25 protein-coding genes are annotated in these 22052 nt (G+C 61.6%); 11 read left to right on the top strand and 14 right to left on the bottom strand.

Translation table 11 applies throughout. The features are described from left to right. Positions 1–51: 51 nt before the first annotated feature. The gene (locus ACX80A_RS11650; protein ID WP_459259875.1) at positions 52–516 is read right to left on the bottom strand and encodes an RrF2 family transcriptional regulator; all 465 of its coding nucleotides are present in this window, start codon (positions 514–516) and stop codon (positions 52–54) included. 443 nt (positions 517–959) lie between these two features. Between ACX80A_RS11650 and ACX80A_RS11645 the strand changes: the two genes are divergently transcribed. Together ACX80A_RS11645 and ACX80A_RS11640 are read left to right on the top strand one after the other, a co-directional pair. Continuing rightward, positions 960–1418 (top strand): universal stress protein, encoded by a 459-nt coding sequence (locus ACX80A_RS11645; protein ID WP_459259874.1) that lies wholly within the window; start codon positions 960–962, stop codon positions 1416–1418. 61 nt (positions 1419–1479) lie between these two features. Continuing rightward, entirely contained in the window at positions 1480–2370 is an 891-nt protein-coding gene (locus tag ACX80A_RS11640; protein WP_459259873.1) for a universal stress protein, read from the top strand. Here ACX80A_RS11640 and ACX80A_RS11635 read toward each other — a convergent pair. Next, complete coding sequence (locus ACX80A_RS11635; RefSeq protein WP_459259872.1) at positions 2357–2806, bottom strand: pyridoxamine 5'-phosphate oxidase family protein; 450 nt, start codon at positions 2804–2806, stop codon at positions 2357–2359. The genes ACX80A_RS11640 and ACX80A_RS11635 overlap by 14 nt on opposite strands. Positions 2807–2925: 119 nt before the next feature. Between ACX80A_RS11635 and ACX80A_RS11630 the strand changes: the two genes are divergently transcribed. Next, on the top strand, positions 2926–4599 hold the full coding sequence (locus tag ACX80A_RS11630; RefSeq protein WP_459259871.1) for a GAF domain-containing sensor histidine kinase: 1674 nt from the start codon (positions 2926–2928) through the stop codon (positions 4597–4599). Positions 4600–4787: 188 nt separating this feature from the next. Here the strand turns inward: ACX80A_RS11630 and ACX80A_RS11625 are convergent, their stop codons facing one another. Further along, positions 4788–5453, bottom strand: a complete 666-nt coding sequence (locus ACX80A_RS11625; RefSeq protein WP_459259892.1) for a response regulator — start codon at positions 5451–5453, stop codon at positions 4788–4790. Positions 5454–5648: 195 nt separating this feature from the next. On the opposite strand from ACX80A_RS11625, the gene ACX80A_RS11620 reads away from it, so the two are divergent. Further along, complete coding sequence (locus tag ACX80A_RS11620; RefSeq protein WP_459259870.1) at positions 5649–6749, top strand: SDR family oxidoreductase; 1101 nt, start codon at positions 5649–5651, stop codon at positions 6747–6749. Positions 6750–6788: 39 nt separating this feature from the next. On the opposite strand, the gene ACX80A_RS11615 is transcribed toward ACX80A_RS11620, so the two are convergent. The 10 genes from ACX80A_RS11615 to ACX80A_RS11570 form a co-directional block, all read right to left on the bottom strand. Continuing rightward, the gene (locus ACX80A_RS11615) at positions 6789–8684 is read right to left on the bottom strand and encodes an alpha-amylase family glycosyl hydrolase (protein WP_459259869.1); all 1896 of its coding nucleotides are present in this window, start codon (positions 8682–8684) and stop codon (positions 6789–6791) included. A gap of 68 nt (positions 8685–8752) precedes the next feature. Further along, on the bottom strand, positions 8753–9007 hold the full coding sequence (locus tag ACX80A_RS11610; protein WP_459259868.1) for a Txe/YoeB family addiction module toxin: 255 nt from the start codon (positions 9005–9007) through the stop codon (positions 8753–8755). Then, positions 9004–9249, bottom strand: a complete 246-nt coding sequence (locus ACX80A_RS11605; RefSeq protein ID WP_459259867.1) for a type II toxin-antitoxin system Phd/YefM family antitoxin — start codon at positions 9247–9249, stop codon at positions 9004–9006. The genes ACX80A_RS11610 and ACX80A_RS11605 overlap by 4 nt, the downstream gene beginning before the upstream one ends. 18 nt (positions 9250–9267) lie before the next feature. After that, positions 9268–9927, bottom strand: a complete 660-nt coding sequence (locus ACX80A_RS11600; RefSeq protein ID WP_459259866.1) for an SDR family NAD(P)-dependent oxidoreductase — start codon at positions 9925–9927, stop codon at positions 9268–9270. A 487-nt stretch (positions 9928–10414) separates the two neighbouring features. Further along, the gene (locus ACX80A_RS11595; protein ID WP_459259865.1) at positions 10415–11392 is read right to left on the bottom strand and encodes a beta-ketoacyl-ACP synthase III; all 978 of its coding nucleotides are present in this window, start codon (positions 11390–11392) and stop codon (positions 10415–10417) included. Between the two features lie 183 nt (positions 11393–11575). Beyond that, a complete protein-coding gene (locus ACX80A_RS11590) occupies positions 11576–11767 on the bottom strand; it encodes a hypothetical protein (RefSeq protein ID WP_459259893.1) in 192 nt (63 codons plus the stop codon). Beyond that, complete coding sequence (locus tag ACX80A_RS11585) at positions 11701–12012, bottom strand: class I SAM-dependent methyltransferase (RefSeq protein WP_459259891.1); 312 nt, start codon at positions 12010–12012, stop codon at positions 11701–11703. The genes ACX80A_RS11590 and ACX80A_RS11585 overlap by 67 nt, the downstream gene beginning before the upstream one ends. Before the next feature lie 118 nt (positions 12013–12130). Beyond that, positions 12131–13813 (bottom strand): SulP family inorganic anion transporter, encoded by a 1683-nt coding sequence (locus tag ACX80A_RS11580; RefSeq protein WP_459259864.1) that lies wholly within the window; start codon positions 13811–13813, stop codon positions 12131–12133. Next, positions 13810–14196, bottom strand: a complete 387-nt coding sequence (locus ACX80A_RS11575; protein ID WP_459259863.1) for an ArsR/SmtB family transcription factor — start codon at positions 14194–14196, stop codon at positions 13810–13812. Before ACX80A_RS11575 ends, ACX80A_RS11580 begins: the two co-directional genes overlap by 4 nt. A gap of 95 nt (positions 14197–14291) precedes the next feature. Further along, entirely contained in the window at positions 14292–14807 is a 516-nt protein-coding gene (locus tag ACX80A_RS11570) for a universal stress protein (protein WP_459259862.1), read from the bottom strand. Between the two features lie 274 nt (positions 14808–15081). On the opposite strand from ACX80A_RS11570, the gene ACX80A_RS11565 reads away from it, so the two are divergent. The 3 genes from ACX80A_RS11565 (at position 15082) to ACX80A_RS11555 (ending at position 17445) form a co-directional block, all read left to right on the top strand. Further along, complete coding sequence (locus tag ACX80A_RS11565) at positions 15082–15654, top strand: molybdenum cofactor biosysynthesis protein (RefSeq protein WP_459259861.1); 573 nt, start codon at positions 15082–15084, stop codon at positions 15652–15654. Between the two features lie 97 nt (positions 15655–15751). After that, positions 15752–16798 carry an NAD(P)-dependent alcohol dehydrogenase gene (locus ACX80A_RS11560; RefSeq protein ID WP_459259860.1) on the top strand — a complete coding sequence of 349 codons (1047 nt, stop codon included), beginning with the start codon at positions 15752–15754 and terminating at the stop codon, positions 16796–16798. Between the two features lie 68 nt (positions 16799–16866). Beyond that, a complete protein-coding gene (locus ACX80A_RS11555) occupies positions 16867–17445 on the top strand; it encodes an HhH-GPD-type base excision DNA repair protein (protein ID WP_459259859.1) in 579 nt (192 codons plus the stop codon). A gap of 55 nt (positions 17446–17500) precedes the next feature. Here the strand turns inward: ACX80A_RS11555 and ACX80A_RS11550 are convergent, their stop codons facing one another. Then, positions 17501–18337 (bottom strand): nitrilase-related carbon-nitrogen hydrolase, encoded by an 837-nt coding sequence (locus ACX80A_RS11550; protein WP_459259858.1) that lies wholly within the window; start codon positions 18335–18337, stop codon positions 17501–17503. A gap of 116 nt (positions 18338–18453) precedes the next feature. Here ACX80A_RS11550 and ACX80A_RS11545 point away from each other — a divergent pair, with 116 nt between their 5' ends. Genes ACX80A_RS11545 through ACX80A_RS11530 form a run of 4 tightly spaced genes read left to right on the top strand, consistent with a single transcriptional unit; the run spans position 18454 to position 21844 of the window. Continuing rightward, a complete protein-coding gene (locus ACX80A_RS11545) occupies positions 18454–18627 on the top strand; it encodes a hypothetical protein (protein WP_459259857.1) in 174 nt (57 codons plus the stop codon). Continuing rightward, positions 18624–20084 (top strand): purine-cytosine permease family protein, encoded by a 1461-nt coding sequence (locus tag ACX80A_RS11540; protein ID WP_459259856.1) that lies wholly within the window; start codon positions 18624–18626, stop codon positions 20082–20084. Before ACX80A_RS11545 ends, ACX80A_RS11540 begins: the two co-directional genes overlap by 4 nt. Continuing rightward, on the top strand, positions 20084–21181 hold the full coding sequence (locus ACX80A_RS11535) for an alcohol dehydrogenase catalytic domain-containing protein (protein ID WP_459259855.1): 1098 nt from the start codon (positions 20084–20086) through the stop codon (positions 21179–21181). Before ACX80A_RS11540 ends, ACX80A_RS11535 begins: the two co-directional genes overlap by 1 nt. Positions 21182–21208: 27 nt before the next feature. Continuing rightward, positions 21209–21844: a TetR/AcrR family transcriptional regulator C-terminal domain-containing protein gene (locus tag ACX80A_RS11530; protein WP_459259854.1), complete on the top strand. Its 636-nt coding sequence runs from the start codon at positions 21209–21211 to the stop codon at positions 21842–21844. Positions 21845–22052 lie beyond the last annotated feature (208 nt).

Here is a 22052-nt window from a genome sequence, read left to right as displayed (position 1 = left end):
AGTAGCATGCGGGATGCAACTTTAATTTCAGTTTCTACATGATGTAGAGATTTAGGTTGTCGTATGGCGTCGCGTCGTCAGATCCTGCAGGTCGACGAATGCCGACCTGCTCCGGCCCGGGCCAGCCAGGTCGGCGATGACCACACCATCCAGCTCGGCGTAGAAGGCATCCCTTGCCCGGGCCAGCGCTATTCGCAGTCCACAGCCGGCAAGGAGTGGGCAATCACCTTTTGGTGTTCGGCAATCAGCAACATCGTTGCGGGTGTCCAGGCTGCGCAGTAGGGCGCCGACCGTTACGCGCTTGCCTTCGTCGCTAATCCGCAGACCGCCCGAACGTCCACGGACAACGTCCACCAGGCCGTGATCGCGCAGCCGGATCACGGCCTTGCTCACGTGGTTGTAGGGAATGGCAATTTCGGCGGCGATGACTCGTGACGTCTGAAGCCCGTCGTGTGGCGCGGACGCAAGGATCATCAACACCCGCAGGCAGACGTCGGAGAAGGCATTGATCCTCATACCTCAACACTAGATGTGTTCCGGTCCGCGGTTCTGACGTTCATCGATTGGGGTACAAGGACCCTTCCATCGGATTGGCCTCCGCATCACACTGAAGTGGCTGCTGCAATTCTGCACGCCAACTTTGGAAGGCTTTTGCATGACGTCCACACCTCCCGCCGCCTCCGGGACACCGCGCTTCTGCCTGCCCGTCGCTCGAGTCAATGCTGGATTGACCAATGAGGCGCCCAACCGTTGGCGGGTGTTGATCGTTGGTGTCGGAGCGGTCCAATTCCTGTTTCGCTCCCATCGGCGACGCCTCAACCTCGACGTGCCCGGGGCCGGACCGATTGACGTCCCGGATAGGGGGCCGAAAAGGGCACAAAGACCCTAACGCTGGCCTGAGCGGCGGGCGACACTGGGGTAACCGCTGCAACCATGCCGCGCAGACTTGGAGGAACACCATGGAAGCATCCACCTCGTCCCGGATCGTCGTGGGAGTTGACGGCTCCGAACAATCGATTGCCGCGTTGCGCTTTGCCCGGAAGCTTGCTCCGGCATTCGGCGCCGTCATTCAGGCAGTCAGTACCTGGGATTATCCACCGGAGTACGCAGGGTACGTGCCCCTGGGGAGTGACAACTTCGAGGAAATTACCCAGAAGAAGCTCGATACCGCGGTGGAGACCGCTTTCGGGTCGCACCTCCCTGAGGGGTTGGAGAAGGTGGTCCTTTTTTCGCACCCGTCGAAGGGGCTGGTCAAGACGGCGGAGGGCGCTGTGATGCTGGTGCTGGGGCGCCGAGGGCACGGGACATTCAGGGGGTTGCTCATGGGGTCGGTCAGCGGCGCCTGCGTGGCGCATGCCAAGTGCCCGGTGCTGGTGGTTGAAGGGGCAACCGGGGAACTGCCGGAGGAGCGTCCGTGAGGGCTCTGCATTACCGCGCGGTTATCGTCCCGGATCACACGCTCACTGATGGTAATCCCACGTGATCGAGACCCTGGCCGCCCTCCTCGCACCGGATCGGCCCATCGTCGTCGCATTTCGTGACCGGGCCACCGGGCTGCCACTCCTACGCTGGGCCGCGCAGCGTGGCCTGCGCACCGGACAACACATCACCGTCCTGCACGCGATTCCCGACCAGTCCCTGGTGCTACCCGTGGAGGCGGGAGGTGCGCCCTATGGGAGCCTGATTTCCGCGGCCCGGCAGACACTCGACGACGAGTCCCGCCTGGTGTGCGCCGAGTACCCCGACGCACATGTGACCGCCAACGTGCACTCCGGCGACATCGTCGACGCGCTGGTGAATATGTCGGAGGACGCCTCGCTCATTGTTGTCGGCGCCGATCGGGTGGATGTACGCACTGGGGAATATCTCGGGTCGGTCGGTCAACAGGCGGCCCTCGGAAGCGTCGCGCCCGTGGTGGTGATCCCCCGCGAATCCGGCGCCCGTGTGGTGCGAGACGGCGCTCCCGGCACCGGCTCTGACCACGGGGTCGGAACGGTGGTGGTGGGCGTGGACGGGTCGCGGGAGTCCGACGCCGCGTTGAAGGTAGCTGCGGACGAAGCCAGCCGATCTGGGCGCCAGCTAAAAGTGGTTACCTCATCGAACACCGCCACTCACGGCGACACAGCCGACCAATCGACTCCGTTGGCGCTCACGGAACTCAAGGAACAATATCCGTCGCTGACAATTGTGCGCGAGATCGACGACCAGCGGACCCCCGTGCAGTCTCTCCTGTTTCACGCCGCGGACGCCGATCTTCTGGTAATCGGTAGGCACGGGCGCGGCGCTCGGCCCGGGATTTTGCTGGGATCGGTAACCCATACGCTCCTGTTAGATCCGCAATGCCCCACGCTGGTGGTTACTCGTCGCTAGCCGCTGGAATCTTCTGGGCCGGAGGTGCCGGCAGAATGTCGAAGCTCCGGCCGGTGATGCTCGCGGGCACGATCCGCATGAAGCGGTCCTTGCGGCCGGGTTCCCACGGATGAAGCGGAAGATGAATGGTTGACATCAGTTCAGCGGTGCGTTGGATGGTTGACGCCTGTCCTTTGATGACCACGCTCCATGCTCGCGAACCGTCCGCCAGGACGCCGTCGGCCTCGTACGCCACCAGCGCACCCTCAGCTTCCCGCTGTTTGGACCCCTCAGAGGTGCGGAAAACCAGAGTCCCATGATCCACCTGTGCATTGATCGGGAAAATCTCCGGCTGTCCGTCGATACAGAGGGCAAGCCGCCCATAGGCGGCCCCCCGCAGCAACTCCCAGCAGGCGTGGGCCGGTAAAACGGATGTGGGTGTAGTCTCGGAGTCCATAGCCCGACAGTATGGTCGGACGTCCCGTTCCACTAGGGCCAGAAGACCTAATCCGCCGGGTCAGCGTGTAGGCACCTTCAGGAATTGAAGGTCAGGGATCAACTCACTGGAGTCGCACAATGGGTCCACCACCAACCACCCAGATCACCGATTCCGACGATAAGCCTCACTCAATCAGCTCAGCCGTCCACGGCGGTGTGGACCACCTCCTCGCTGGATTTGCGGCCATTGCTGAAAACCAGGGTCTGCAGACTGTCCTGGAGCGCGTGGTGGCGGCAGCATGCCGGTTGGTCGACGCGAAGTTTGCGGCACTAGGCGTTATCGGTCCAGACGGCGCACTCAGCCACTTCATCACAGTGGGCCTGGATGAGGACCAGATCGCCAGGATCGGCGCGCTGCCCGTGGGCCACGGGGTGCTTGGCCTACTCATCAGCGAGCCGAAGCCGCTTCGTCTCGCAGACCTACGCGATCATCCGGCGTCGTTTGGGTTCCCGCCGGGGCATCCGCAGATGACGTCATTCCTGGGTGTGCCGATCAGGGTGCGCGACACAGTTTTCGGCAACCTCTACCTCACCGAGAAGAACGGTGGTGGTGACTTCACCCAGTCCGACGAAGATCTGACGGTGGCTCTCGCGGCCGCAGCGGGCGTTGCCATCGAGAATATGCGGCTTTTTGAAGCTGAGACGCGTCGGTCTCGATGGCTGGAGTGCGGCCAGGATGCCGTCCGAGCACTGTTGAACACCTCGCCGGATCGGAGCCTCAGCGACGTTGAACTCGTTGCAGAGCACGCCAGGGCAGCCTCCGGAGCCGCTTTAGTACTCATACTTACCCGGTTGGAGCCGGACGAGTCTCTTTACTGCGAGGTGGCGCTCGGGTTGCATGGAGATGACCTCCGCGGGCGGCTGGTGGGGAACGGCTCTGTCCTGCGCACCATGACGCTTCCGTTTGGAGATACCTCAGTGCTGAATGGTCATGATCTGCATAACGTGCTGCCCACCCATGAATCCGAGGCGTTCGAGACCGCCCTGTATACGAGGATTACTGATCGGGGCGCTCACGCCCGGTTTCTAGTGATCGCCCGCACCCACGATGATCCCCCATTTTCGCCGGTGGACCAGCTCATGGCCGCGGCGTTCGCCTCCCAAATTTCGACGGCTTTGGAACTGACACAGATGCAGATTCAGCGCGAACAGGACGCTGTTTTCGGCGACCGCGACAGGATTGCCCGGGACCTGCATGACCTGGTGATTCAGCGAATGTTTGCGGCTGGTCTGAGTATTCAAAGTCTGCGCAAGCATGTGGTGGGGGAGGAGCCGCTCGCACGCATTGCCTCGGTGACTACTGAGCTCGATGCGACGATCGGGGAGCTGCGGGACACGATCTACTCCCTACAGTCGGCAACGCACAGCGAAGCAGCCCTCAGCTCTCGGATTCTCGCGTTGACCCGCCAGGTCCTTGACGGCTCGGAGGTTGAACCGGTTATCCACTTTTCGGGACCGCTCGACACGTCCGTTCGGGAGGCAACCGCCGCCCAAGTGGAGGCCATCCTCCGCGAGGCGCTGTCCAATGCGCTGCAGCATGCTCACGCGACCACCATCATCGTGTCCCTGACCGCGGGCAAACAGTGCGTCAACCTGCAGATAGTCGACAACGGACGCGGATTTGAGCAGAACGGGCGTCGTAGCGGTCTACGGAACATGCAGCAGCGGGCGGAGGAGCTCGGGGGGAAGGTCGCGATCGAGTCCTCCCTCGGCCAGGGGGCCACGATCGATGTGACGCTACCCCTCACCTGAGGGCCCGCCTGCGCGAGCCTCGCCCAACCCCGCCGTGCCGCGGTGCTACCTCCCCACCTCGTCGCAGTGAGCAACCTGGATCCGGGGGGCCAACTTTGACAGTCCGGGTGGAAATATCGGCCACCGAGGTCTAGGTTGACCACCGAAATGGGATTGGTGGCGGTAGCGGGCAGCGGTCGGCTGCGGCGTCAGCGCTGCGGGCTTGCCGGACGGGAGATATAGACAGCCGCCTGTGTACGGCGCTGGAATCCCAACTTCGCCAGGACTGACGACACGTAGTTCTTGATCGTCTTCTCTGCCAGGAACAGCTCGGCGCCGATTTCCCGGTTGGTCATCCCAGCCCCGATCAGGGCGAGCACCTTTTTCTCCTGCACCGTCAGCCCGGCCAGTCGGGGGTCTTCGGGCTGAACCGTGGTAAAGCCGGCAACCACCTTCGCCTTGACCTCTTCATCGAAAAGCGACTCTCCCCTGGATGCGCGGCGCACCTTCTCCAGCAGATCCGAGCCGACAATCTCCTTGAGAATGTAGCCAGCCGCACCGGCCAAAATGGCACCCCGGACGGCGTCGTCGTCGTCGTAACTGGTCAGGATCACGCATTGCAGCGATGGATCCACCGACCGCACGTCGCGGCACACCTCGATGCCGTTTCCGTCAGCAAGCCGGGCATCCAGGATGGTCACATCGGGGGCAAGAGCGGGAATATGGCGGACCGCCTCAACGGCTGAGCCGGTCTCGCCGATCACCGCGAATCCCTCGCCCTCCAAGAGGTCACGGAGGCCGCGTCGGACCAGTTCGTGGTCATCGAGCAAGAAAACCGTCACCGGGCGAGTAGGCGTTGCCGTATCTGAGGTCATCATCGTCTTTCATCATTCGTTAGTTGTTCAATCATCGGGTGCGACACCCCGCACCGGCAGTGCCATAAGACCCGGTCGCTGATTTAGTCCACGGAATTATTCGCCGATCAGGTGGCTTGCCGTAGATAAGACAGTTCAACACTTTCACGATGCCGGCCCCGGCCATCCGTGTTTGCAATGCAAGGAGAACGCTCAATGACTCGCAACGAACCAACACCTCAGGTGGAAAAACCCATTGGTGGCATTGCCCTGGTGGTCGGCGCTTCGGGTATCGCAGGGTCAGCTCTGGTCGAGAAGCTTGCCGGCGAGGGATGGCAGGTGCTCGCCATGTCGCGCAGCGCAGGAACACCCAAAGCCAGCGTTCGCTATGTTCCCGCCGATCTGTCCTCGCCCCAGTCTCTGAAAGAGGCGCTGGCCGCCGAGTCGCCGACCCACGTTTTCTTCACGGCCTGGGCACGCCAGGACACCGAGGAAGCGAACATCCGTGTGAACGCCGCCATGCTGCGGCACCTCCTGGCGGCGCTCGCCGACAAACCGGTGGCACACGTCGCATTGATGACCGGGTTGAAGCACTACCTTGGGCCGTTCGAAGCCTACGGGGAGGGTGACATGCCGGACACGCCGTTCCACGAAGAGGAACCTCGTCTGCCGGTCAACAATTTCTACTACGCACAGGAAGACGAACTGTGGGCGGCGGCCGCAACACAGGGTTTCACCTGGTCGGTGCACCGCGCCCACACGGTAATCGGTCATGCAGTGGGCAACGCCATGAATATGGGCCTGACCCTCGCGGCCTACGCGGCCCTGTGCAAGGAATCCGGCCGGTCGTTCACCTTCCCCGGCTCTGAAACCCAGTGGAACTCCCTGACCGACATGACCGACGCCGGTCTCCTCGCCGATCACATGGTGTGGGCCGCAACCTCGCCCGGTGGCGCCAATGAGGCGTTCAACGTGGTCAACGGAGACGTGTTTCGGTGGCGCTGGATGTGGCAGCAGCTCGCTGCGTACTTCGGGGTTCGGTCCGAAGGATTCAAAGACGGCCCACGCCCGCTCGAGATCCAGATGGCTGGCGCCGAGCCGCAGTGGGAGCAGCTCGTTGCGGCGAACGCACTTGCGGAACCACGCCTGGACCGGGTGGCGTCCTGGTGGCACACCGACGGCGACCTTGGCCGCAACCTCGAGGTGGTCGCCGATATGAGCAAGAGCCGTGTGGCCGGGTTCACCGGCTACCGCCGCACCCTCGACGCCTTCACCGACCTCTTCGATCGCTACCGCGCCGAGAAGCTCATCCCCTGAGTAGCGGCTGGCGGCGGTCCTCAGCTCCCGCTGCCTTCCCTACCGGGCGCGGGCCCGCAGCCACAGATAGCCGCGCGGCGCGAGGGTGATTCCGCCGTCGAGCCGCAGCGCAGTAGCGGTCAGGAGGTCGACGACGTCGGGTGCGAATCCGCTCAGCGTGGTTGAGGACACCGGCTGCGGCTCATCGCTGAAGTTCGCCAGCACCAGGACCGTCGTCCGCCCGCCGGGCCTCTGGTAGCCCAGCACGCTGCGGTTGCCGGTGGCGAAGTCGATCAGCCGAGTCCCAGCCAGCTCCGGGCTGGCCGCCCGGACGGAGATCATCCGCCGTAGGCCAGCGTAGATGGTGCCCTCCAGAGTGGAGGGATCGTTGCGGCGTGAGTACTGGCTAGCCGGGTAGCGTGGCCGGTGCACCCAGCGGCTGTCGGCCGCATGCCCAGCCTCCAACGCGTACTGGTAGTCGTTGAGCTGGCCCACCTCGTCGCCCAGATACAGCAGCGGGATCCCACCGGTGCTGAAGGTGATCGAGTGCGCTAACAGGATGCGTTCGACGGCGGCGGCCTCGCCGCCCTGTAGTCCGCACAACGACGCCGTCGTGCCCGAAATCCTGCAATCGCCGGTCCGGGGGTTGTCCTGGAACGGGACGCCGCGGGCGAAACTGCCGGGAAAGCGGTTGACGTAGAAAGAGTTCAGGAACCTGCGGTGGTCGAACCCATTGACGCCCAGTTCGGCGGCGTCCTCGTCGGCGAAGGTCCACCCGATGTCATCGTGGCTGCGCACATAGTTCACCCAGGTGGTGCCGTCAGGGATGGCATGCCGGCGCTCCAGCGCCTGGGCGAGCAGTGAGGCGTCCCGCGTGGCGAGGGACTCCCAGATTAACGCCATCTGCAAGGGGTTATAGGAGAGCTGGCACTCGGCCGGATCGATGTAACGCGCCACCTCATCGGGGTGGACGATAGCTTCGGATTTGAACAGGAGCGATGGCGCGGCCATTCTGCAGACCGCGTTGAACGCCTGCAGCAGGGTGTGTGCCTCGGGGAGGTTTTCGCTGGTGGTGCCGAGCTGCTTCCAGATGAAGGCGACGGCGTCCATCCGCAGGATGTCGATGCCCTGATTCGCGAGGAATAGCATCTCGCCAGCCATTGCCCTGAACACGGCGGGGTTGGAGTAGTTCAGGTCCCACTGGAAGCTGTGGAAGGTGGCCCACACCCAGCGCCCATCCGGCGCACGGACAAACGAGCCGGGGTGATCATCGGGGAAGATTTCCCGCACGTGCTGTTCAAAGGCGTCCGGCATGGCGCGGTCCGGGAAAATCCAGTAGTAGTCGCTGTAGGCGGGGTCGCCCGCTGCCGCCTTGCGTGCCCACTCGTGCTCGTTCGAGGTGTGGTTGAAAATGAAGTCCACCACCAGGGAAATCCCGTTGGCCCGCAGGTCTGCAGCGAGGGCCCGAAGCTGTTCCATCGAGCCGAGTGCCGGGTTCACCTCGCGGTAGCTGGAGACCGCGTAGCCGCCGTCGGAATGCGGCTCAGGGACGGAAAACAAGGGCATTAGATGCAGGTAGGTGAGGCCCAGTTCCTTGAAGTAGGGGATCTGCGCGCGGACGCCGGCCAGGTTTTTCGCGTAGCGATCCACGTAACAGACCCCGCCCAACATGGAATTCGACAGGAACCAGCCGTTGTCCTGCTCTTTCGCGTCGTCAACGGCCTTCAGATCCGCGGGGCGTTCCTGCCAGGAGCGGGCCGCCTCAAGCACCAGGGCGGTGAGGTGGTCCAGCCAGTCGCTTTGTGGGCCGTAGAGGGAATGAAAGAGCTGGCACAGATCGGGGAAATGCTGGTCGAACCGGCGGAGGAAGGCGGCGTCGTCACCCATCCGGCCCGGCTGGGCAGCGAGGGCCGCGAGTATTTGCTGCCGGGCCTGCTGGTCGACGTGCTCTTCCATGACGTGGCGTCCCTCCGCTGATTGGTGCTGCCTGGCACTATCCTGTCATCCGATCTGAGGCCCCTGGTTTAATAGTGGTGCCGAGCGGCGATGATCACGAGGTTTTCATCATCGGCAGCATAGACGAGTCGGTGCTCCTCAGTGATCCTGCGAGACCAGTAGCCCGCGAGCTGGTGTTGGAGGGCCTCGGGCTTGCCGATCCCTTCAAGCGGTGTGCGGCGGCATTCTTCGATCAGCCGGTTGATCCGTTTGAGGATCGCGCGGTCCGTGGCGAGCCAGTATTGATAGTCTTCCCACCCGATATCGGTGAACAGAAGGTTCACTCCGGGAGTGCCCTGGGCCCGGCCCGGCCAGCTCGATGCTGCCCGATACTCTCCGCGAGCCGGGCCGCATTCGCCGGACTCCGCAAGAGGTAGGCCGTTTCCTGGAGGGCTTCGTAGTCGGCCAGGGACATCAGGACGGCACTGCCGTTCTTTGACACAATTTCGACTGGTGCATGGTCGTTGTTGACCTGTTCAATCAAGGGGAAGAGCCGCGCGCGTGCTTCGGATGCCGTGATGGCCATGGTGCCTCCAAGTGGTACCTAATATCGTACCATTCGGTATCGAGCTCGATCCGAATCATGGGTGCCTTTCCCACCCGCTGACAGCTGCGACACTTTAGTCTTCGCTGACCTGATGGCGGAAGCGGTCGCGCTTAATGTGAAGGTCCCAAAGGATTCCGGCGAGAACGTCGGGATCCTTCTCTGGGCGTAGGCGGCCTGACCAGCGAACGCCACCGAGGTGCCAGTGACACCGCGACCCGGCTTGACCGCCGAACCGCCATTGACGAACAGGATGGTGCCGCGATTTTCGCCGAGGAACCGCATGCCGGGTACCACCTGGTGAACAGCGGCAACCGGACCGTAGATGGAAAATTCGATGGGACCCACCAGATCGGCTGGGGTAGTTTCCAGCACCGGGCGCATGAAGTCTTTCTGCGGCAGCGGGCTGTATTGCAGAACTTCGATCGGGCCGAGAGTTTCGGTCACCTGTTCAAGTGCCTTCGCGATGGAGTCGGAATTCCGCACATCCGCGGTAAATCCCTTCGCGTGCACTCCGTCCTTGGCGAGGTCATCAGCCAGCGCGTCGAGACGCCCCTGGTTGCGTGAGATGAGGCCGACCGCGTAGCCCTCAGCGCCAAACTTGCGCGCGACGGCGGCTCCGAGTCCTGATCCTGCTCCGATGATTGCAATAGTTGTCATACCTCGTGCAAGTGCTCACTGCATTGATGTATTCCGCAGGCCTAGCCGCGGTCCCCTCGGCTGGCGAGCCGGGGGTGCGGGTGGTGACATGACGCCCACCGAGGAGGGGGAATGGCCGGGGCACGATGGCTGATGCCTGATGCCTGATGCCTGATGGGCGGTGGCGGTCGGGTGGCTGAATCTCCACCAAGCCCTCAGGCAAAGCTCTGTCACCTTCCTAGCGCGAAGCCGTAAAGCCTGTGCAATCAAGGGTTCTAGGAAATTAACAAAGAGTTTCCGCGATATGGTGCACGCGAGGACTGGGGTAAACCCGTTCCAAAGAAACCAAGGTAGGGCATCACCATCGGCTGAGGCGTGCCTTCAGGTTGTCGTCGGAGGGTATCAAGGAATTCCTGGGTGGTCTGATACGCCTGGTCCGGTCCGACCGGGCAGCGAGGTCCTTGGTCATGTGGCCGGACTCGACGGTCTTGCCGCACAATTAGCACCTTTAGGGGAGAGCGCGCGGCGTTCGGATGACCTGTCCGGCGTAGGAAAAACCTCCTCCAAATCCGAAGAGCAGCGCAGGACTGTCCGAGGCAATATCGCCGCTTTGCACGAGTTTGGATAGAGCGATCGGAATACTGGCGGAAGAGGTGTTTCCAGACGTTACTACGTCTCGCGAGGTGATGGCCCGAGGAATGCCTAGCTGGTCGGCGAGGGGCTCGATGATACGAAGATTTGCTTGATGAGGAATGAACGCTGCCAAATCTTCTGATTTTACACCCGCCATTTCGCAGGTACGTCGCGCAAGGGCCGCGGCCTGGCTGATCGCCCACCGGAAAACCGAAAGGCCTTCCTGCTCGAAGCGTAAGTGTGGCGTTTCAATACGCACAGCATGCGAGAGTCCGGGCACTGAACCCCAATGGACTGGCCCGACGCCTGATGAGTCTGAGGCTCTAAGAATGACAGCTCCGGCGCCGTCGCCGACCAGCACGCAGGTTGTTCTATCCGACCAGTCGGTAAACTCGCTGAGTTTTTCGGCTCCGATGATCAGGGCGGTGCGAGCGGACCCGGTTCTGATGGCCTGATCGGCGACCGCGAGAGCATGGGTGAAGCCAGAACAGGCAGCGTTGATGTCGAAAACAACTGGGTGTGAACACCCAATGTTCGCGGATACGCGTCCGGCCGTGCTGGGAGACCGGTCTTGAGCGGTAACGGTCGCGACGATGATGAGATCCACCTCGTTTGGGTTTAGCCCGGCGTTCTGCAGGGCATCCAGTGAAGCCGCAGTGGCGAGGTCGGCGACGGTTTCCGTGTCCGCGATGTGTCGTGTTTCGATCCCGACCCTGCTGCGGATCCATTCATCAGACGTGTTAACTTTGTGGCTGAGTTCCACGTTCGTGAGGATCCGTGCTGGTTGGTATGACCCGACGCCGACAACTCTTGATGCGGTGAGGCTCTGGCGCTCTGGTGATAACAGGGACATGGATTAGCTTCCTGACCGTTGTAGTGGGCGTTGGATATGTAATTGCGTGGGAAAACGTTCTGCTTCCCCATGGTTCGCGGGCAAATCCTCCCTCGGTGCATCAATCCCCGGTGCATCAGTAGGGGTAGACAGGGACGAAAATTCTAGCGCGACACGCGAAGGCGGGTGCTACTTGTCGGTGGGTTAGAGCAACGGCATGGTTCCGCACCGCCTGAGGGTATCGAACAGCTCGCTGACGCTGATGTTCGCCGCCTCAGCGGCGACCGAGGGGTGAATCCCGGACGCCATTGCTGTTGCCAGGGCTTGGGCTAGCCGTGCGTCGGCCTGGTCTGTCTCGAAGTGGAGCATTTCCAAGATGGCGGAGGTGAGCCACACTGCTCCCGACCGATCCTTATCGCCTCGGGGGAGAAGTCGACGGCGTCTACCTGCCAGCCGCGTCCAGCAAGCCACACGGCGTGGCGCCCGTCTCCGACTCCAAGGTCCAACGCACGCCCTGATGGCACCCGGCCCAGTTCCTCTCGGACAGCTGCGCTAGCGGGTGTCCATCCGTAGGACGGATCCGCGTACCAACGATCCCAGCCTGCAGAGTCTACGGGGTAATCAACGCGATCTTTCTCCATGTATTTCCAGGCTGGAAGTGCCCTGCCGTCAACGCTCATAGCGGTGTCCTGTTCCTGAAGCATTTTTTCGGATTTGTTCCGCTTCGCGGAGGTCGGTTACTGTCGTTGCACGACGGTCTCAGACGTTATCCTTGGACTTTCTGGGAGCGGGCTTAGGTTGCTGACCGGCGGCGCCTTCGCGTGCCACATGGCTGCGTGCATGCTCCACTGCCGAAGGTAGATCCGCGAACAGGTGCTTATGGTGCCTCAGGGACTGAAGGACACCGACGTGGGTTGCCAATGCTAGGTGCCGTTCCTGGATTCCCTTGATCAGAACCGTGATTCCACGGCGTTCGAGTGCAGTGACTATGTCGGTGATGACGCGTGCGCCGGTCGCGTCGAGTTCCCGGATTTGAGACATGCGAAGAATGACAACGTGGACGTTCTGGATGGCGTTCACGCGGTCCAACACTTGTTCCGCGGCGGCGAAGAACAAGGCTCCGTCGAGGCGGAAAACTGCGATGAACTCATCGCCGGCATGGATTGGTCCGGGGATTTCCTCCCGATGGACTCCGCCAGATTTGGCAAGTGCGCGGAGTGCGAAGAACGACGCAGTAGCGATACCCACCAGAACTGCGTAAATGAGATCGACCGAGACCGTCACGAGGGCTGTGATGATAAAGACAACGGTATCGGCCCGCGTAGAACCGACCACGCTGCGCACCGTGGCTACGGATACCATGCGAGTGGCGGTGACCATCAGTACGCCAGCGAGGGCCGCAAGCGGAATCTGCGATACCGGTCCAGTTGCTAGATAGACGACGCCGATCAGAACAAGGGCATGAATGATGGCTGCCAAGCGTGTTCGGCCACCGGATCGAATATTGACCGCAGTCCGGGCGATAGCACCGGTGGCGGGCATGCCGCCAAAGAACCCCGAACCCACTGAGGCTAATCCCTGGCCGATCAGCTCACGGTCCGCATCGTAGGGCCCCGTATTCGAGATTGATGCTGCGACGCGGACTGAAAGCAATGACTCGATCGCTGCGAGTGCGGCGATCGTGGCGGCGGGCCCTGCCAGGGCGACGATGGTGGGCCAGTCAAACGATGGTAAGACCGGGGCGGGCAACGAATCCGGCAACGCCCCGATGCGAGCCACCGGAAGGTCCAGTAAATAAGCTGTGAGACTCGCAATGACAATCGCGATCAGTGACCCGGGGAGCTTCGGGTGGATCTTCGGCGACGCAATCATGATGACGGCGACGAGCACCACGAGGCCAATCGGAGCGAGCAAGGAAGATAAGGATGCCGTGACCAAACTCTGGACTGCCGACATTGCCGAGTTGGTGCTCGCTCCAGCCAGCACGCCAAAGGCTGCAGGAATCTGCTGCAGGAAAATGATAACCGCGATGCCCAAGGTGAAGCCTTCAATAACGGGCCACGGCAACAACCCGACGATCCTGCCGAACTTCAGGATTCCCGCGATAATGACCAAGATGCCGGCGAGGACAGAGACGGCGGCTAGCGCGCCAATACCTTGGGTCGCAATGACTGGTCCCAGAACCACGACCATCGCACCGGTCGGTCCTGAGACCTGAATGTTAGATCCGCCGAAAACGGCTGCGATAACACCGGCCACGATGGCGGTGATCAGTCCGCTGGCTGCTCCGGCGCCGGAACTGACACCGAAAGCTAAGGCAAGGGGCAGCGCGACAATGCCAACCGTGAGGCCAGCGATTAGGTCCCCTTTCCAGCTGCGAGGAACCTCAGCGTAATCTCGCCATGAGGGCAGTAGAGAGCGAACTGCTCCTGCGGTAATCACCGTGCGCTTTTCGCGGAATCAGTACCGATGCCGGCGAGTTCAACCTCGGACTGCTCAAGGTGACCATAAGTAGTGCTTAACATATCGTTGATCAGCAATCTGGCGACGGAGAGCAATTCAGCGACCTGCGGGTTAGCCAACGAATAAAACATCTGCAAAGCACGGCGTTCACCCGTCACCAGATGATACCGACGCAGCACCGCCAGATGCTGAGACAGGTGGGATGCTTCCATCCCCGTAGCTGCCAGCATGTCAGAGACCGACACCTCGGGGGTGGCCGATAGAAGTTCAAGCACCCGGATGCGCACGGGATGCGCCAGCCCCTTGAACAGGTTTGCTTTCACCTCATAGAGCGGTGCCCGAAAATCCACGACGTTTTCCATATGTACCCTCCAGTTAACTAAATGATTGTTTCATCATTCTATCATTCAATATTCCCTCCATCGGTGATTCGCCCAGTTGGCCTTCATTTGTTAGGTCAGTGCCTGACAAGAACAGGACAGTGCGCACGTTCAGCACATTCGACGCTGACCGATCCGAACAATGTTCGCGACATGCGCCGTCGCCCCCGGCAGCCAATAATCAGGAGGTCGGCCTGGCTGCTTTCGGCAATAAGCACGTCGGTGGCCTCACCTTCCTTCACAATCAGATGAAGGTGTGCAGGCAGTATCTCGCCAAAGGCGGAGGCGGCAGCCAAACGGAGGGCTGTTCGCGCCTCCTCCTCCGGGTCTCCTCCGGGGTCACCGTAATCCAACATCGGGGTATCCGTAGTCCAAGCAGTCACGGCATCAACATGTATGCTTCGTGCGGCTGCAATCTGTTGTGCATAGAGCAAGGCTTCAATCGATTCCGGCGAACCATTTACCCCCACCACGATCCGATGCGGCCGCCAATCGCTGGTTGTTCTCAACGCCCCTTCATCCAAGATTGACGGTATGGGAACAGTGTGACGGGGATGAAGTCTTATTGGTTGCCGATCGCTGACGGACTGCATGCCCGCTCCTTGATTGATGGATATGCAGGGGGGGCAGCCGGGAACGTCCCCTTGGCTCGGTGGTCTGGACACTGACGATTATGGCGGCGATCTCGTGGCGCTTGCTTCCGAGCTACCTTATGGACCTCGACATTGACGGGCTGATTACCGACCGCCCGGACCGACTCCGCGCGATTATGGCCGATCGCTGTCTCAAGCTGCCGAAGCGGTTCACCGTACCGGGTTCACGGCCGGACGGCTGATCGTTCGTATCAGCGGCAGGTAATCTTGGGCGATGACTGAGAGTTATCGGTACGACGTCGAGGTGCTGCACCTGCTCGTATCGCCGGCGCACGCGTATTTCGGCCGTGCCCGTGACGGTGCCGCTGACGTGCCCACGACCGACGCCGGCCGGGTGGAACTGGTGGCCGGGAAGGGAATCGTGGGGGACCGGTTCTTCGGTAAGGCCGCACACATGGATGCCGCAGTGACCCTGATGGCCGTGGAAGCGCTCGAGGACATAGCAGCCGACCTGGCTGTGGCACCCTTCGACCCGCTGCTGACCCGACGGAACGTGATTCTTCGGGGTGCCCAGTTGCATCCGCTGCTGGGGCTTGAGTTTGAGCTGGAATCCCGCGGCGACGTCGTGCGGTTGAAAGCCGGACGGCCCGCACATCCCTGCGTTTGGATGGACCGCATGCTCGCCCAAGGAGCCCACGCGGCGATGCGCGGCCGAGGCGGAGTGCGCTGTCAGCCATTGTCGGATGGTGCGTTGCACCGCGGTCCGGCGGTGCTGATCAGCTCCGTTCCCCTGGAACCGGACCGTGCCGGTGAGGCCACGGTCCGGCGCCCGTCACGGTTGCCCTGACAATGTTTCACTCCTGGTGAGGAATACGTCGTCGTCCGCTGACGTTGGATCAGGGGAACCAAAATTTTCCAGCAACCTAATCTGCAGGAGCTTATCTATGCCTACTACCGTCAACGCCTACGCAGCGCCATCCGCGTCCGAGGACCTCATTGCCACCACCATCGAGCGTCGCGATGTCGGCCCCGATGATGTGCTGATCGACATCAAGTTCGCAGGAATCTGCCACTCCGACATCCATACCGTCCGCGGCGACTGGGGGCCCCAGTCCTACCCGCTGGCCCCAGGCCACGAAATCGCTGGCATCGTCACCGAGGTCGGCTCCAACGTCACCAAGCATTCGGTCGGCGACCGCGTGGGCGTTGGCTGCATGGTCAACTCCTGCGGCGAATGCAAGAACTGTGAAGCCGGTGAGGAGCAGTATTGCCTCAAGGGCAACACCGGCACCTACGGTGCCAAGGATCGCGACGGTTCCATCACCCAGGGCGGCTATGCCACCCACGTTGTTGTCACGGAGGACTTCGTCCTCCGGATCCCCGAGGGCATCGAGCTCGACGTCGCAGCGCCACTGCTCTGCGCCGGCATCACCACGTTCTCCCCCCTGAAGCATTGGGGTGCCGGACCGGGCAAGAAGGTCGGCGTAGTCGGACTCGGTGGGCTCGGACACATGGCCGTGAAACTGGCCGCAGCGATGGGCGCCGAAGTCACCGTCCTTTCGCAGTCCCTGAAGAAGCAGGAAGACGGTCTGCGCCTCGGTGCCGAGCACTACTACGCCACCAGCGACGAGAACACCTTCTCCGAACTCGCAGGCTCGTTTGACCTGATTATCAACACGGTCAGTGCCTCCATCCCCATCAGCGACTACCTCGGACTGCTGTCCCTCGACGGGGCGCTGGTCAACGTCGGCGCGCCAGCCGAGCCGCTGCCGGTCAATGCCTTTGCACTCATTGGTGGGCGCCGGTCGTTCGCCGGGTCCCTCATCGGCGGCATCCGTCAGACTCAGGAAATGCTGGATTTCTGCGCCGAGCACCACTTGGGCGCTGAGGTTGAGGTTATCTCCGCCGACAAGATCAACGAGGCTTACGAGCGCGTCCTCGCTTCGGACGTCCGCTACCGATTCGTGATTGACACTTCAACGCTGAACTAGCGTTTGGCATTGGTGAACCCCCGGCAGTAGCTACTCCTGCCGGGGGTTCTCGCGTTAAACTCGGGGTTATGACTGCGCACCTGAACATCACCGACGACGCCGCTGCCGACCAACTCCTGTCCGAGGAGCCCCTCGCCCTGCTGATCGGGATGCTGCTGGACCAGCAGGTGGCTATGGAAACTGCGTTCATTGGACCCGCGAAGATCAGGGAACGGCTCGGGGCGTTTGATGCTGCGACGATCGCGCACAAGGACCCCGGCGAGTTTGCTGAACTGTGCCGCACCCCGCCCGCCGTGCACCGCTACCCGGGAAGCATGGCGTCGCGGATTCAGACCCTTTGTGCCACCCTGCTTGAGGACTGGGACGGCGACGCATCCCAAATTTGGACCCGGGACAAACCCAACGGTGCCGAAGTGTTCAAGCGGCTGAAGGCGCTCCCCGGGTTCGGGGAGCAGAAAGCCAGGATCTTCCTCGCGCTGTTGGGCAAGCAGTACGGGTACGACGGCGACGGCTGGCGGGAGAGCGCTGGCGCCTACGGCGAAAAGGGCAGCTTCCGATCCGTCGCAGACATCGTGGATCCGGAATCCCTAACGAAGGTGCGCGAGACGAAACGGGCAGCGAAAGCTGCCGCCAAGGCGAAGGCCTAGCCCCTTCCACCGAACAGTCAGATGGGGGACTCACGAGGGCACCGACCCGCCGAGCTCACACCTCGGCGGCGGGGATTGACCGCGTGTGCGAGACCTCGACGGGGTAACTGTCCCGAACATCGTCGAGGTACGTGTTGATGCGGCGGGCACGGCGCACCTCCGCCGCCTCAACCTCGGCCACGATTAACACTTCGTCATGGCCCGCCTCCGCCAGCATGCTCCCGTGGGGCCCGGCGATGCAGCTCAGACCAGTGAAATGGGGCGGAGTGTGATTGGCATACGCCACATAAATGCCGTTCTCCAGCGCGCGGGAAGGAATCATGATGGTGGAAATACGTTCCGCGTTATACGTCCGGTCTGCCGGTAAGCCGTCGACGTCGCCCGTAAACGGCACCGCCGTGGGGACGAGGAGTGCGTCAGTGCCGTCTTTTGCCGCGGCCCTGACAAATTCCGGGAATTCGACGTCGTAGCAGATTCCCAGCGCCAATCGCAGGCCGGCATATTCGAACACCCGCGAAGATTCAGCACCAGGGCGGAAAACTGACTTCTCCGCCGGCCCGAATAAGTGAGATTTCCGATACCGCGTCAGCTCGGAACCTTCGTGGTCGAAAAACGAGGCGCTGATGTAACGCTGCCCCTCCTCACCATCAACGCTGGACCCGACGATTGCAATGTGATGACGACGGGCCATGATGCCCAACTGCTCGCGGATCGCCCTGCCGCCGGAGGTGTCCATCCGCGTCGGCGCATAACCGGTGGCGAACAACTCCGGCGTGACCACGACGTCGATTTCCTGGTGGGCCGCGTGAGCTGCCATCCGATCCAACCGCGCCAGATTCTCTTCAGTCTCGGCTACCTTTCCGGTAGCCTGCCAGACGCCGATCCGAGCCACGGTATCTCCTTCACACTTGAATAGCTTTCACCAAGTCTATTGACACCGTCCCAGCTTAGGGTCTCTCATGAACCTGGAAACCGAAAGATATTCGATTAGTTGATTGGGAGGCCGTTGTGGTCAGAGATTCCGCCGGGGTGCAGCCGGAACTGCACCGTCGCATCGAGGAAATCCGCACTGTCGAAGCCGCTGACCCGGCGCGACGGGCGCTCAGCCGCAAGGATCTGGCCGTGTATGTGGGCACCACTATCCTGATCAGCCTGCTCGGAGCGCTGGTGATGGTCCTGTGAACGGGTCGAAGAGCACTGCTGCCGAAGAAGTGGAGAACGCCAATACCTTCGGCTCCCTTCCCCTGCTGAGATCCGAACGAGTATGGACCGCCCTGGACTTTAGCTGGGTGAATGTGGCGCTCGCTATTGCAACGTGGGCGTTCCTGGTTGGCGGTGCAACCGCGTCCTTCGTGGGCTTCCAACAGGGTATTGCTGCAATGATCATCGGTAACGCGATTGGGCTATGTTTCATGGTTCTCGCAAGCACCGTGGCCAGCCAGCGATACGGAGTAGAGCAGTACACAATACTTCGGCCGGTGTTCGGAGTAGCCGGTGTCGGGGCGCTGGTCTTCACGGTTGTCCTCATCACCGAGATGGGATGGTCTTCCCTGCTGGGCATCATGGTGGGCCGGGCCACGACCCAGGTAGCGAGCGTAGCCACCGGTATGGAGTTCGATGAGTACGGTCTGATGGTGACCCTAGGCGCTCTCGTCGCGCTCGCCGTTGCCTGGTACATCCTTTCCCGCGGACCCATCACTATTGGCCGTTTGAATAAGTTCATTGCCCCAGGGCTTTTGATTATCACCGCACTGTTGATGGTCTTCCTGGTACTGAATACCTCGTGGGCCGCACTGCTGGAAGCGGCACCGCTCGCGCCATTTGACGATCCCCAGCTGAACTTTATGATCGCGGTTGAGTTCAACGTTGCGGTCGGCGTCTCATGGTACCCGGTGATGGGTTCGCTCGCCCGGATGACGAAGTCGCCGAAAGCCGCCATCTGGCCAGCCTACGGCGGACTGCTCATCGCCACCCTGCTCGCGCAGATTGTTGGCATGGGTGCGGCACTGACGTTGGGGGATTCAGACCCTACGGTGTGGATGATTCCCTTCGGCGGTCCGCTTCTGGGTGCATTTATTCTCGTGTTCATTTGCTTCGCCAACATCACCAGCATCTCCTCGATCGTCTATTCAACGGTGCTCGCCCTGAGGCAGTCCAGCGGTCCGCTACTGACTGGTCTGCATTGGAAATGGCTGTGTGCGGGCTTTTTCGTATTGCCTGCGTTGTTGGCATTCTTCCCGCAGTTTATGTACGAACGATTCGTCTTGTTTGTCACACTGAGTGGTGCATTCCTTGCATCGATGTGCGGTGCCATCATTGTTGACTATTTCATTCTGCGGAAGCAGCGCATCGACTTGGCCGAGCTTTATGCGCCGGGCGCCAAGAGTGCCTATCACCTGCCGGGAGGCATCAACTGGGCAGGGATGATAGCGGTGATTGCGGGTGCGGTGTTCTACGTCTGGATTTACAACCCTATTACCCTCGAAACGCAGCCCCTCTTCAACGTCATCTCCGCCTCGCTGCCCGCCGCCGTCGTGGGCGGGATCGTGTACTGGATTTTGGCTGTGGTGTTCTACAAGCGGCGGGGAATCGGCGGCTACGACCTGGTAGAACCAAACACCGTGAAGGAGTCGCGCTGATGAGCATTAGTTCTCGCGCCGCGGTACATCGCGGCAGTGGATCTTCCTTGGAAATCATCCAGATTGACGTGGCAGAGCCCGGCCCCGGAACGGTGCTGGTACGGCTCGGCGCGTCGGGCGTCTGCGGTTCGGACAGGCACGTCCTCGACGGCGAATGGGAGATGCCGTCCCCTACCGTGATGGGCCACGAAGGCGCGGGTGTTGTTGAGGCTGTCGGCGAGGGCGTCCAAGATGTAGCCGTTGGAGATCATGTGGTGCTGAGCTGGTTTTACCCATGCCGACGCTGTACCTCCTGTCTCTCCGGGCGAGCCTTTGTGTGCACCGGTAGTCGCTCCGAAGAATGCGTGTTGCCGGACGGGAGTACTCCGCTGTCGGAAAACGGTACTCCAGTGTTTCCGTATCTGGCAGTAGGGTCAATGAGCGAATACACAGTCGTACCCGAGTCTGCTGCAGTAAAGATTTCTTCGGAGGTCCCTTTTGAGGTCGCTTCCCTGCTGGGATGTTCCGTATCCACGGGGGTGGGGGCAGTAGTCAACGATGCGATGGTGGCACCCGGTCAGTCAGCCGTCGTCGTCGGAACCGGTGGAGTGGGCCTATCCATCATCATGGGACTGAACCTGGTGGGAGCTTCCCCGATCATTGCCGTCGATCTGAGTGAGGAGAAACTCGCGATAGCGAGACGGTTCGGGGCCACCCACACCGTCATCGCGGGTGCGACAACCCAGCAAGCGATCCGTGAGATCACCGGCAGGGGAGCCGACTATGCGTTCGAAGCGATCGGCCGGAAAGAAACGATCGAATCGCTGCCCGGACTGCTCGTGCGTGGGGGCACTGCTGTCTTGGTTGGCCTGCCTCCGGCTGGCGAGACCGTCAATTTCAATGGGTTGGCCCTAGCTGAAGGTGGGATAAGCATCGTCGGGTCCAATTATGGGTCAACTGTCCCGGGGCGGGACTTTCCTCGGATGGCCGAACTGTATCTGGCTGGAAAGCTCCCAGTGGACGAGCTGATTTCGGATCGTATTGGTTTGGACGACGTTAACGACGCATTCGACGCGATGCGTCGGGGTGAGCGGGCACGTAGTGTCATAGTGTTTTAGCCTGCACCCAAACCACAAAGGAATGTGATGGCCAGGCCCAGCACCCGAATCCTTACCGCTGACAAAATATTTCGGGCGGCTCTGGAACGGTTCGATGAGAAACAGGAATTCTCCATTCCGCAGCTGGCCAAACGGCTCGGTGTCAGTCCTTCCTCCCTCTATCACCACGTGAAAGGAGGCAGGACTGAGATTATTGAGGGGATTCGCGCCCTCATTAGCCAGGATGCCCATGACCGGGGGGACTTCCCCTGCGGCGAAGGGAGCTGGCAGGAACAGACCCGCCGTTGGGCGGTCAACTATCGCTACGCCATGGGACTTCACCCGATGGTCATTCCGGCACTGGTAGGCGAATCAGTCGACGATGCGCCAACGCTGGAAATTTACGAAACCTTGGCCCAAATCCTTGAATCAGCGGGATTCCAGGATGGGCTACTCCTGGCTGCGCTGTCTCTCGTGGACCTGCTAGTTCTAGGCTCCGCGATTGATGCGGCCTCTCCTGAACCGCCGTGGGAACCGCGAGCACACACACACCCAGCCCTGTCCCGGGCATTGGCGGCCCAGGCGGACTCCCGCCGGCAGGATACCGCCTTCGCCCTCGGGCTCGATGCGGTCATCACTGAACTGGAACGAAAGCTAAACCTCCAAACGCCCTCCGCCGAGTAGTCAGATCGGGCGACTCTCCGGCGACCGGATCCGCCGTACCTCACGCCTCGGCGGGGGGCATGGGCCGGCGTGAGTGTCGCGCAGGATTGCCGCAGGATCTTCGAAGTAAGCCGACTTTGTATTGGGGCGGCGGGTTAGAATAAAAACGGAATCGGAAATTATGAAGAATAACGATTATCTGGCAAATCGGATGCTTAGGTGCCCGCCG

The sequence above is a fragment of the Arthrobacter sp. TMN-50 genome (assembly GCF_054511125.1).
The sequence above is the reverse complement of the archived record's forward strand: the minus strand, read 5'-3'. Positions and strand labels throughout refer to the sequence as shown.